This is a genomic window from Actinobacillus ureae ATCC 25976 (assembly GCF_000188255.1).
Lineage (GTDB): Bacteria > Pseudomonadota > Gammaproteobacteria > Enterobacterales > Pasteurellaceae > Actinobacillus > Actinobacillus ureae.
In genome coordinates this window covers 263844-275263 of sequence record NZ_GL831080.1, presented here as the reverse complement: position 1 = coordinate 275263, position 11420 = coordinate 263844, and the positions used below count along the sequence as shown (strand labels likewise).

The 11420-nt window shown below is 39.4% G+C and carries 10 protein-coding genes and 2 pseudogenes; 7 read left to right on the top strand and 5 right to left on the bottom strand.

The genetic code is table 11. From position 1 onward, the window contains the following. The first annotated feature begins 205 nt into the window (after positions 1-205). Both HMPREF0027_RS01320 and HMPREF0027_RS01315 read left to right on the top strand, forming a co-directional pair. The gene (locus HMPREF0027_RS01320; protein WP_005621507.1) at positions 206-772 is read left to right on the top strand and encodes a DUF5358 domain-containing protein; all 567 of its coding nucleotides are present in this window, start codon (positions 206-208) and stop codon (positions 770-772) included. A 154-nt stretch (positions 773-926) separates the two neighbouring features. Beyond that, positions 927-1826: an aldo/keto reductase gene (locus HMPREF0027_RS01315; RefSeq protein ID WP_044024207.1), complete on the top strand. Its 900-nt coding sequence runs from the start codon at positions 927-929 to the stop codon at positions 1824-1826. An 81-nt stretch (positions 1827-1907) separates the two neighbouring features. Here the strand turns inward: HMPREF0027_RS01315 and HMPREF0027_RS01310 are convergent, their stop codons facing one another. The 3 genes from HMPREF0027_RS01310 to HMPREF0027_RS01300 form a co-directional block, all read right to left on the bottom strand. Further along, on the bottom strand, positions 1908-3464 hold the full coding sequence (locus tag HMPREF0027_RS01310) for a diflavin oxidoreductase (RefSeq protein WP_005621504.1): 1557 nt from the start codon (positions 3462-3464) through the stop codon (positions 1908-1910). A 58-nt stretch (positions 3465-3522) separates the two neighbouring features. Next, positions 3523-3954: a PAS domain-containing protein gene (locus tag HMPREF0027_RS01305; RefSeq protein WP_005621502.1), complete on the bottom strand. Its 432-nt coding sequence runs from the start codon at positions 3952-3954 to the stop codon at positions 3523-3525. A 212-nt stretch (positions 3955-4166) separates the two neighbouring features. Next, positions 4167-4736, bottom strand: a complete 570-nt coding sequence (locus HMPREF0027_RS01300; protein WP_005621501.1) for a Dps family protein — start codon at positions 4734-4736, stop codon at positions 4167-4169. A gap of 317 nt (positions 4737-5053) precedes the next feature. Between HMPREF0027_RS01300 and HMPREF0027_RS01295 the strand changes: the two are divergent. From HMPREF0027_RS01295 to HMPREF0027_RS01285, 3 genes and pseudogenes are all read left to right on the top strand, one after another. Then, a pseudogene (locus HMPREF0027_RS01295) lies at positions 5054-5743 on the top strand (pirin family protein). Between the two features lie 136 nt (positions 5744-5879). Next, positions 5880-6152: an ACT domain-containing protein gene (locus HMPREF0027_RS01290; protein ID WP_005621499.1), complete on the top strand. Its 273-nt coding sequence runs from the start codon at positions 5880-5882 to the stop codon at positions 6150-6152. A gap of 12 nt (positions 6153-6164) precedes the next feature. Next, positions 6165-7520 carry a PFL family protein gene (locus HMPREF0027_RS01285; protein ID WP_005621498.1) on the top strand — a complete coding sequence of 452 codons (1356 nt, stop codon included), beginning with the start codon at positions 6165-6167 and terminating at the stop codon, positions 7518-7520. A gap of 67 nt (positions 7521-7587) precedes the next feature. On the opposite strand, the gene HMPREF0027_RS01280 is transcribed toward HMPREF0027_RS01285, so the two are convergent. Both HMPREF0027_RS01280 and HMPREF0027_RS01275 read right to left on the bottom strand, forming a co-directional pair. Further along, positions 7588-8202: a hypothetical protein gene (locus HMPREF0027_RS01280; protein ID WP_005621496.1), complete on the bottom strand. Its 615-nt coding sequence runs from the start codon at positions 8200-8202 to the stop codon at positions 7588-7590. A 266-nt stretch (positions 8203-8468) separates the two neighbouring features. Then, positions 8469-9772: pseudogene (locus HMPREF0027_RS01275) on the bottom strand (L-cysteine desulfidase family protein). Between the two features lie 222 nt (positions 9773-9994). Here HMPREF0027_RS01275 and HMPREF0027_RS01270 point away from each other — a divergent pair. Together HMPREF0027_RS01270 and HMPREF0027_RS01265 are read left to right on the top strand one after the other, a co-directional pair. Then, a complete protein-coding gene (locus HMPREF0027_RS01270; RefSeq protein WP_005621489.1) occupies positions 9995-10570 on the top strand; it encodes a ComEA family DNA-binding protein in 576 nt (191 codons plus the stop codon). Between the two features lie 147 nt (positions 10571-10717). Beyond that, on the top strand, positions 10718-11347 hold the full coding sequence (locus tag HMPREF0027_RS01265) for a BamJ family beta-barrel-assembly machinery protein (protein ID WP_005621488.1): 630 nt from the start codon (positions 10718-10720) through the stop codon (positions 11345-11347). Positions 11348-11420 lie beyond the last annotated feature (73 nt).

The window sequence follows — 11420 nt, the reverse complement described above, 5'->3', positions numbered from 1 at the left end:
TGTTTGAATAGCGAGTTATATTTAGTCATAAAAAATCTGCACCTTAATCTGTTGGATGGTTAGTCCAACTTTTGGGGGGCAGATCATTGTAGAGGGCTTTGTGCTAAATATGCAGAAAAATAGGTAAATTTGACCGCTTGTTTGCGCATTTATTGAGAAATGCTACAATCGAGCCTATTCATTTAAGCTTAATTAAAGGTTAGTCATGTTAAAGAAAATTATGTTAGTTGGAATGGCTGCATTGACCGTGGGCTGTTCGTTCTCAGGTAAATCGGTACAACAAGAAGCATTTCCGGGTGAATTTGCCAATGCCGATTATGTGTTATCGGATAAGGATGCACAACGTTGGGTGGCATTAAGCGAACAAGCTTCTCAGTGTATTTATCCGAATTTGACACGTATTCAGCAAGCGCATTTTTCTAAAGAAGATGCCTATATTCATTCACAGTATGTTTTCTTCTATCCGTTGGAAGAAGTGATTGGCGAACAATACGTGAAGATCGTGCAAGGCGATGAGAAGTCTATGGGCTATGCGCAATATCAATTTAAGAAATTTAAAAACACTCCGGCTGATGTGGACAAAATGAGCAATAAACAGTGTCAAACCTTACGCGCTCAAGCCAAAGATGACTTGGCTGTGGTCAAAGGTCAGTATAAGAGCGGAATGGTTGAAGAAGTGCAAACCGAGACAAAAAGCGGTGATAGTGTTGCAACGAATGACAATAAATTCTTCTTCGATATTATTAAATGGGGCTCGGCATTATTGCTGTAATGCTTAGAGAACCAATAGATCTTAAATATAAATACCTTTAGCGGTTTGTAATACGCTAAAGGTATTTTTTTATCTAAGTGGATATATCAAAAGCATAGAATAAATGCGCGAGTGTACACTGACTGTTATTTAAACAAGAGTGATAGGAGCTGCTATGCAATATATTCAACTCACACCGACACTGAGATTTAGCCGTTTGATTCAAGGATTTTGGCGATTAAACGAATGGAAAAAAACACCGCAGGAGCTGTTACGCTTTGTGCAGCAAGGTTTAGAACTCGGGATTGACACGCTAGACCACGCTGCATGTTATGGAGGTTTTATCTCCGAAGGGCAGTTTGGTCAAGCATTGGCGCTGGACAAGTCTTTACGTGAGAAACTGACGTTAGTTACCAAGTGCGGTATTCTATTCCCAAATCAGACATTACCGGATATGAAAACGCACCATTACAATAATAGTTATGAACATATCGTTTGGTCGGCAGAGCGTTCTTTGCAAGAACTCAATAGTGATTATTTGGATGTTTTACTGATTCACCGTCTTTCACCTTGTGCTGATCCGGAGCAAATTGCTCGTGCGTTTGAGGATTTACATCAAGCCGGAAAAGTGCGTCATTTTGGTGTATCGAACTACACACCGGCTAAATTTTCAATGTTGCAATCTTATCTTTCCCTACCGTTAGTGGCCAATCAAATTGAAATTTCCCCATTACAATTAGCGCCGTTTGATGACGGTTCGCTAGATTTCTTATTGGAAAAACGGATTCGTCCAATGGCTTGGTCGCCTCTTGTTGGTGGTAAAATTTTTAATCAAGACGAGCGAAGCTTACGAATGGCAAAAGCATTGAGAACCATTGGTGAAAAATACGGCGAACAACAATTGGATGTGTTGAGTTACGCTTGGCTTTTAGCACATCCGGTGAAGATTATGCCGATTATTGGCTCCGGGCAAATTGCCCTAGTTGAAAGTGCGGTTCGCACATTAGATATTAGGTTTACCGAAGAGGAGTGGATCAACGTTTATGTCGCTTCACAAGGGCATGATATTCCATAACGGATGCTTTGCGAGCAAATATAACAAGCGGTTCAATTTGTAAGATTTTTTATAAATTTGGCCGCTTGTTTATTTTACTGGTTAGTACACGTCTCGGAACAAACGCTTGTCCGCCACAAGCTGTGCAACAATATTATTGAACGCATCGACATACGGCTGATTTCCAACCTGTGCCGCAACATTCAATAACGTTTCATCAATCGCTTTACTCATCGTTTTGCTGCCGCATACGTAGAAATAAGCGCCTTGCTCGATTAATTGCCAAATTAATGCGGCTTGTTGTGCTAATGAGTCTTGTACATAGAATTTTTCCGCTTGATCACGAGAAAATGCGGTGAAAAGCTGGGTCAGCGTGCCGGCTTTCAGATAGTTTTCCAATTCTGTTTGGTATAGAAAATCTTTCTCTGCATACCGTTCGCCGAAGAACAGATACGTTTGTCGAGCGGATGTTTGTGCTGCAAGATTTTGTAAGAAGCCGATATAAGGCGCAATGCCGGTACCAGAGCCAATCATCACAATCGGTTTATCATTTTCCGGCAAATGGAAGTGAGGATTTGCTTTTGCAAAAATTTGTACAAAATCACCCGCTTGCAATTGTGCTAAATGACGGCTTGCCGTGCCGTAATATTGGCGGTCAGCAAGCTGGTATTGGACTTGGCGAATACATAAGTCGACATATTCCGGATGCGTTTTTCCGCAAGAGCTAATGGAGTAGGCGCGAGCGGTAAGATTCGGCAAAATAGCTTGCAGATCAGCAAGGGAGATGGTTTTTTGCGGGTCAAAATCACGCAACACATCGAGTAAATCATGTCCGTAAAGATATTGTTCAAGCGTTTTTTTATTGGCAATTTTAAGTAACTCTTTTAACGTATGATTCGAACAAATTTTTGCCAGATCTCTTAATACGTTTTTAGTTAATAGGCGCAACTCTTTATAGCGTAATTGCTGTGCCGCATTGTCATCGCTAAACCATTGGACGAACATATTGAGTAAATCATCTTGCTGTTGAACTTGCACATAAATTAAATCGCCGGCTTGGTAACAAATGCCGCTATTTTCAAGCGATAAGCGTAGGTGATAAACCGCCGGCTCGGACTGCACTAATCGCTGAATCTCTAACACTTGTGCTGCATAGGTTTGGTTTTCATCATACACTTTCACGGAGAGTTCATGTGTTAGTGGCACAGCTTCCGGTTTATTCAGCGCTTGCTCAAGTAACGGGAGCCAGTGTTTAAAAATTTCCTGATAGTTTAGATCAGCATCCACTCGTTCAATCAATGCGGGTAATTGTTGAGTTTGAAAGAATTGATCGAGCTTGCGACTATAGCCGCAAAACTTATCATAGCTGACATCACCCAAACCAAAAATGGCGTAACGCCCTTGATAAGCGGTCGAATTTGCAAGGAAATTTTCAATGAAATCTTCTGCATTCTCTGGCGGTTCACCGTCACCAAACGAACTGGTAATGATTAATAACAGGCTTTGTGGATCTAAGTGAGCGAATTCGGTCTCGTTTAGCGTTGCGATAGTCGGCTGATATGGTTGTAGAAAGGGGCGTTGTGCAAGCTGCTGAGCGAGTTGTTCTGCATTACCTGATTCTGAACCGTAAGCAATATGAACATGAGAAATAGATTGCATTAAATATTCTCCTGAACTAAAAAGCGTACGCAGGAGAGATTGCGTACGCTTAAGCAAATTATTTATCGTAGAATTCGTCGTAAATTTCTTTTGATAATTCAACGGCTTCAAAATTATCCATTAAGTCGTTAATCACGCGACGCACGCTAATATAGCCTGTAATATTACCTGCTTCATCAAACATCGGTTGAACTGTCGTATCTACCACATAAACAATGCCGCCTTTTCCGCAGTTCGGCACGATACCTGTCCAGATTTTTCCTGCTTGAATGGTATCCCACATCTCTTTATAAACTTCTTTTGCGACTGCCGGATGGCGTACGATGTTATGCGGTTGACCGATTAATTCCTCACGTGAAAAACCGGTAAGTTTGCAAAATAAATCGTTCGCATAGGTAATCACACCTTGTAAATCGGTGGTTGAAATTACGAGAGTATCTTGTACTGCTTTTAGAATTGCATCATTTGAAGGCACGATTTGTTCAGCCATATTGAAGCTCCATTTTAGTTAAGTTGTGTTGATATTGATTTTAGTCAGTATATTAATACCTTACTAAAATACTAGGGAATACTATACTCTAAAAAATTGGAGATGTAAATTGGCTTAATTTCAGAATGAGAGGTAGATCATAAAAAAGCGGCTAATTGTTTGCATATTGCAACAACTAGCCGCTTACTTAGAGGGATTTATTCAATTTTTAATTATATATTACCCCTGCCGTTATCTAAGTGTGCACGAATAAACCATTGTAATTTCTCTAATGCACGAGTTTGAGCCACTAATAAATCTTCGCTAATCGGATCTAGGTGGCCGTTATGTTCAAGTACCACACGATGTGCTTCGATATTGTGCGAGTAATATAAATCAATCATTTTTAAGTGGTCTTGCGCTGTAGCACGACCTAACGGATATTCAGGTGTTTGACGTGTTGCAACTAAATTGCCAGATAGGCCGTTCGGTGCAACACCTAATGCTGCCATACGTTCTGCAATTTCATCCACAAAATCACGTACTTCATCCACTTGGCTATCTAACATTTCGTGTACTGCAACAAAATTTGGACCGACAACGTTCCAGTGTGCGTGTTTTAAGATCATTGATAATTCATTTAAACCTTGTAAGCGCATTTGTAGCGCATCAGCAATTAAATGACCAGTAGAAACGGTTAAGCTGGGAACAGTGTGAGTAGCATTTTTATTGATATCTGTGCTTAATTCTTGTGTTTGAGTGTTTAATTTTAATACTGGGAAAGTAATCGTTTTGCTTATCATAATTTATACTCCTATTGTTTTCTTTTTCATCATTTGACTGGGTAAATTATGAGTAAAAATTATGCTGCTGTCTAATTGTTATCACTGATAAGTGTGATTGGTTTTAATAGTTAACACTAATTAAAATATCGTTTTACGATAGCTGATTTCTATTAATGATTCTAAAATTCATTTGCAATAAGATTATTATCAGCTGTCAGTAAATAGTTATTTAATAATTCATATGTTTATTTACTTGCAAGATCAATATTGCCATGTTCATCATCAACAAGCGGTTAAATTTCCGCAAAAAATAGCAAATGTATAAGGAATTTAAGATGTTACAAGTTAGAAAAGCAAACGAGCGAGGCGACGGTTCATTTGATTGGTTAGAAAGTTATCATACTTTTTCTTTTGCCAATTATTATGATCCGAAACATATCCATTTTTCACATTTACGTGTGATTAATGAAGATTTTATTGCACCGGCACGTGGTTTCGGTATGCACCCACACGATAATATGGAAATCCTCACTTATGTACTTAACGGGCGTGTCGCTCACAAGGATAGTATGGGGAATCAAACCGAGGTTAAAGCGGGTGAATTTCAAATTATGTCGGCAGGTACGGGGATTTTCCATTCGGAAATGAATCCGGACTTAGAAGAAACGCTACATCTTTATCAAATCTGGATTATCCCAAATCAAAAAGACGTAACGCCTCGTTACAGCCAAGATAAATTTGCCGATCATGAAGGCGGTACATTAATTTTATCGCCGACTGCCGAACAAGGTTCATTCAAAATTTATCAAAATATGAAATTATGGCGTTATCAATATGCTGCCAATAAAAATACGAAAATTGAATTGGGTAGCAATCGTTCATACTGGTTACAAGTGGTAAAAGGTTAATTAAGCGTAAACGGTACAAAAATTGAAACCAGTGATGCGTTAGGGATCCGTGCCGAGCAATTATTGACGATTGAGACGGATAACGATGTTGAATTTTTATTATTCGATTTAGTTTAAACATTAACCACGGAATTTCTGCCGTGGTTTTTTTATTTTAATTGCGCAAACGTTTGCGCAATATCTAGTCAAACAATTGAAACAGCGCTATACTCATTATTCCTATTTAATAATATGCAAACTCGAGGAAGCAACAATGAGCAATTCAGTAATTACTGTTATCGGAAAAGACCGTGTAGGTATCGTGTACGATGTATCGAAAATCTTAGCGGAAAATCAAATTAATATCGTGAATATCAGCCAACAGTTAATGGATGACTTTTTTACGATGGTGATTTTGGTGGATACGACAAAATGTGAAAAGTCATTCCCGGAATTAGCTGAGTTTTTTACGCAAGAAAGTAAAAAACTCGCTCTAGATATTCGTATCCAAAACGAAGAAATTTTCAAAGCGATGCACCGTATTTAAGGGAGTGGCGAAATGAGTATTCAATCCAGCGAAATTATTGAAACGATAAAAATGGTCGCCGACCAGAACTTTGATGTGCGAACCATTACGATCGGTATTGATCTGCACGATTGTATCAGTGCCGATATTGACCAATTAAACCAAAATATTTATCAAAAAATTACTGCTGTCGGCAAAGATTTAGTTGAAACTGCCAAAATCCTTTCCGCCAAATATGGCGTACCTATTGTTAATCAACGTATTTCTGTGACTCCTATCGCACAAATTGCTGCGGCAACTAAAGCGGATTCTTATGTTTCTATTGCACAAACGCTTGATCGTGCAGCAAAAGCAATCGGCGTATCTTTTATCGGTGGTTTTTCTGCGTTAGTGCAAAAAGGCATGTCACCTTCCGATGAAGTTTTAATTCGCTCGATTCCGGAAGCAATGAAAACCACCGATATCGTATGTAGCTCTATCAATATCGGATCAACCCGTGCTGGGATCAATATGGATGCGGTAAAACTTGCCGGTGAAACGATTAAACGTACTGCTGATATTACCCCGGAAGGTTTTGGCTGTGCCAAAATTGTGGTGTTCTGTAATGCGGTGGAAGATAATCCGTTTATGGCGGGTGCATTCCACGGTTCGGGCGAAGCGGATGCAATTATTAACGTGGGCGTTTCCGGCCCGGGTGTGGTGAAAGAAGCGTTAGAAAATTCAAATGCTACAACCTTAACCGAAGTGGCTGAAGTAGTGAAGAAAACAGCGTTTAAAATCACCCGTGTCGGTGAATTAATTGGTCAAGAAGCGTCAAAAATGCTGAATATTCCGTTCGGTATTTTAGATTTATCACTGGCACCAACACCGGCAATCGGTGATTCCGTCGCACGTATTTTAGAAGCGATGGGCTTAAGTGTATGTGGTACACACGGTACGACCGCGGCGTTAGCATTGTTAAATGATGCGGTGAAAAAAGGCGGTATGATGGCATCCAGCTCTGTCGGCGGTTTAAGTGGTGCATTTATTCCGGTTTCGGAAGACGAAGGGATGATTGCGGCGGCAGAGAGCGGTATTTTGACCTTGGATAAACTAGAAGCGATGACGGCAGTTTGTTCGGTCGGTTTAGATATGATTGCCGTACCGGGTAAAACAACGGCGCACACCATTTCCGGCATTATTGCCGATGAAGCGGCAATCGGTATGATCAATAGTAAAACCACAGCGGTGCGTATTATCCCGGTAACCGGTAAAGATGTGGGTGAAAGCGTTGAATTCGGCGGTTTACTCGGTTATGCGCCGATTATGCCAGTTAAAGAAGGTTCGTGCGAAGTATTTGTGAATCGTGGCGGACGTATTCCGGCACCGGTTCAATCAATGAAAAACTAATATAATTTATTGAACAAGCGGTTAAATTTTGCAAAATTTTTGCAGAATCTAACCGCTTTTTTAGCGTTTAAAACGGGTGATTAATACAAACCATTTGAACGTGTCCTAATTGGTTCGGCACTAATTCATAGAGACAAAAATCGTCGTTATCAATTTTTAGTTCTTTAGATAGGACAAAGGTTTTATTGTATTTAGCGAGAACATAGTACATATTGTGTTCTACTTCGAGCATATCAAAACGGGTTTTAAAGTTTGGGCGTAAGTAGCCAACGAGAAAAGCAAATAAAACGAAGTAAGCATAGGTAAAAATCATCACATAATTTTTGTGATTTTGAACAAAGTTGATTGCCGTATGAACATTGATACTACTAATATGACGATTAATCGGATTGCGGAATAAAAGAATTGAAACCAATACGGTACCGAAGTAGGAAATTACTGACAATTGATAAATTTTACCGGTGATTAGAACAGTTACGATTAAAATAGGTAAGAAGGTCACCGCACATAAAATACTTGCGCGTACCATTTTGATACAAGAATTGCTGAGATATGGTTTAGCTTTAACTAATAAGTACAAACCGATTAAATAAGTGGAACAAAGCACCCACATCAACATACCACCATGAAAATCCATAGAAGTAGGCTTGTGCCCATCCGTATGAATAAGCGGCAGACCCACTAAGCGCTCCTAGAAAAGCCATTGAAAGAGAAGAAGAGACAATTTTATTGATAATTCTAAACACCCGTTTCGAGTACCTTTGTGTGCAAAAAAGAGGTTATAGATTATATTTCAAAACTTACAATTGCTCAATTATGAATCTGTTATTTTCAACAATTATTAAAAACTAACTGTTTTTGTATATAATTTATAAGTTTTTGTCAGTTTGCGAACAGAAGGGAGCGCTAATAAAATCATATTAGCGCTATTTTTTAGTTAGAAGGCGATTAGAGAGTTTTAGGTTTACTCACCATAATTTCAATTACTTGACGATCAGTATATTGCATACTACGAGAAGCAATTGCACAAAGGTTATTGATTGAACGGTCAATTTGGTGTTCTACGATCCCTTCATTACCGGTGACTTGGGTATTGTCCAATGCCATTAAAATGGATTTATAACTTGAACTTACACTGGTTGATACTTTCATCGCACAACTGTTTGCCGCTCCATCACAAATAATGCCGCTGATGTCACCGATCATACTGCTGATCGCCATACTGATCGCTTCAAATTTACCGGTTAATAACCATGCTACACCGGCGCAACTGCCCATTGCGGCAGTGGTTACTGCACATAACGCAGAAAATTTTGGTAATTTTCTATGAATATAAATCGCCATTAAATGCGAAAGGAACAAGGCTCGAGTGAGTTGTTCTTCGCTAGCGGCTAAGTGGCGAGCGACAACTACAACCGGCATTGTTGCAGTAATCCCTTGGTTACCCGAACCGGAATTACTCATCGCCGGTAAATTTGCGACGCCCATTCGTGCATCGCTGGCAGCGGTGGTTTCAATCACGATACGATTGAGCAAATCATCGCTAATTAACCCTTTGCCGATTTGTTTTTGCAAGGTTCGTCCGATATGTAAACCGTAATCTTGATTCAGCCCTTCCTGTGAAAGTGCGCTATTTAAAATCGCCGCCTGTTGAATAAAACGAATCTTTTCTAATTCTACATTTAAGGAAAAATCATAAATATCTTTCGCCGTAAGGTTTGCAAAGACATTTTCCGCGTGCTCATTTTCAACTACACATGGTTTGGAAAACAATAATTCGCCGTTTTTTTCAATATAAAATAAATGACGTTGGTATGATGAGCGGCGATACGTACTTTTACCTGCTGATCCGCATTAAAGAGAGTCGCTTCAGAATAAAGGATATGTTCAGTGTCGGAAATGCTGGCTTCAATTTTATGATCATTGATCATTTGTTTTGCCAGAGCTACTTATTCAGCGGTGATGTGCTTTAAGACTTCTAAACCACCGTTCGGATCGCCACCAATTGCACCAATTGCCGCCGCCATCGTTAAGCCGACCGTACCTGTACCGGGTACGGTTACGCCCATGCCATTTTTCATCAAATTAGGTGAAACTTTGGCTTCGATACGATCCGGCAATGCGCCTAAATATTGGGGGGCAACGGCAGATGCTAATGCTAAAGAAACTGGTTCGGTACAGCCTAACGCTGGTACAACTTCTTGTTGCACGGTAGCTAAAATCGCTTGTGATAATTCGTTATTTATATTCATTATTTTTATCCTGTCACACTCATTTAATTGCTTATCTTAACGATAGGCGAAAAGGTTATTATTAGAAAAAAATTTTACACAAAATGCTGTACAATATTCATTCGTTTAATAAACTTGAACTAATATTTTATTATTCAGTCTTAGAATTCAGCTCAAGTTGAGTTGACCTCTCGATACTTTTCCCTTTTTGGATATCCGCAACTTTTATAGGAAGCAAAAATTATGAAATCATTAAAAACTCTTTTAGCATTAGGTATTGCAATGACTGTTTCAGCTGTTTCATTTGCTGAGGTGGCAAACCCGTTAACTTCGGTAAACAACAACGCCAAAAGTGCCGTAAGCAATCAAGTGACACAAGCAAAAAATTCGGTAGCAAATAAAGTGCCGACCGCAAAAGAAACTTTGGCAACCGCTAAAACGCAAGTGACTGCAACCGATAAAGTAACCAATGCAAAAGAGGCGTTGAATACGTCTAAAGTGAGCAAAGCAAACGCATTAGATGATGTGAAAGCAAGTGCGAAAGAAAAAGTGAGAGCGGTTAAAACACAGGCTGCGGAAAAAACAGCGGTACCGGCTAAAACATCAGCCGTAAAAGTACCGGCAGCGACAAAAGTAAACGTAAATATGGCGGATGCGAAAACGTTACAAACAATAAGTGGTATCGGCGAAGTGAAGGCTCAAGCCATTATTGATTATCGTAACAAAGTTGGCAAAATCAAAAACGCTGCAGAATTATCAAACATTTCCGGTATTGGTGAGGCAACCATTCAAAAAGTTGTGCCGTATTTAAGTTTCTAATTTGAACTCAATATGAATCAAGCGGTTAAATTTAGCAACTTTTTTGCTAAATTTAACCGCTTTCTTTGTTATCAGGCTTGTATTTTAAAAAATTACCCCCATAACATTGGGTGTCTTTATATTTTTTAACAAAAAAGGAAACAACAAATGGCATTAGATTTCAACGCAGTTGCTTTAGAAAGTACAGAAGCAAAAGGTGGCTACGGTATCGGTTTACAAATCGGTCAACAATTATTAGGTAGCGGTATGGAAGTAGATGCCGAAGCAGTTGCTCGTGGTATTAACGATGTATTAAATCAAAATCCACCGGCAATTGACCTTAACGAAGTGACTAAAGCGTTACAAGAGTTAGGTGCTCGTGCGGAAGCGGCGCAAGCGGAAGCATTTAAAGCGATTGAAGCGGACAATAAAGCATTCTTAGAAGAAAACAAGAAAGCAAAAGGCGTTGTAATCACTGAATCTGGTTTACAGTATGAAGTATTAACGGAAGGTACAGGCTCAAAACCAACAGCAGACAGCACAGTTCGTGTACATTACACCGGTTCTTTAATTGACGGTACGGTATTCGACAGTTCTGTAAAACGTGGTACTCCAGCAGAATTCCCAGTTGGTGGTGTAATTAAAGGTTGGACTGAAGCGTTACAATTAATGACAGTCGGTTCAAAATGGCGTTTAATTATTCCACAAGAGTTAGCATATGGTGAGCGTGGTGCAGGTGCATCAATTCCTCCGTTTGCAACCTTAATTTTCGAAGTGGAATTATTAGATATCTTATAATTTGTAAAAAGACGGCGGAATTGATCTGCCCCAAAAAGTTAGACTGTTTAATTTAAGGACTGCGTTCTGTATT

Coding starts and splice junctions, on each gene's coding strand:
- HMPREF0027_RS01300 (WP_005621501.1), bottom strand. CDS start 4,736: ATGATAAGCAAAACGATTACTTTCCCAGTATTAAAATTAAACACTCAA.
- HMPREF0027_RS01310 (WP_005621504.1), bottom strand. CDS start 3,464: ATGCAATCTATTTCTCATGTTCATATTGCTTACGGTTCAGAATCAGGT.
- HMPREF0027_RS01320 (WP_005621507.1), top strand. CDS start 206: ATGTTAAAGAAAATTATGTTAGTTGGAATGGCTGCATTGACCGTGGGC.
- HMPREF0027_RS01270 (WP_005621489.1), top strand. CDS start 9,995: ATGAAATCATTAAAAACTCTTTTAGCATTAGGTATTGCAATGACTGTT.
- HMPREF0027_RS01305 (WP_005621502.1), bottom strand. CDS start 3,954: ATGGCTGAACAAATCGTGCCTTCAAATGATGCAATTCTAAAAGCAGTA.
- HMPREF0027_RS01290 (WP_005621499.1), top strand. CDS start 5,880: ATGAGCAATTCAGTAATTACTGTTATCGGAAAAGACCGTGTAGGTATC.
- HMPREF0027_RS01285 (WP_005621498.1), top strand. CDS start 6,165: ATGAGTATTCAATCCAGCGAAATTATTGAAACGATAAAAATGGTCGCC.
- HMPREF0027_RS01265 (WP_005621488.1), top strand. CDS start 10,718: ATGGCATTAGATTTCAACGCAGTTGCTTTAGAAAGTACAGAAGCAAAA.
- HMPREF0027_RS01315 (WP_044024207.1), top strand. CDS start 927: ATGCAATATATTCAACTCACACCGACACTGAGATTTAGCCGTTTGATT.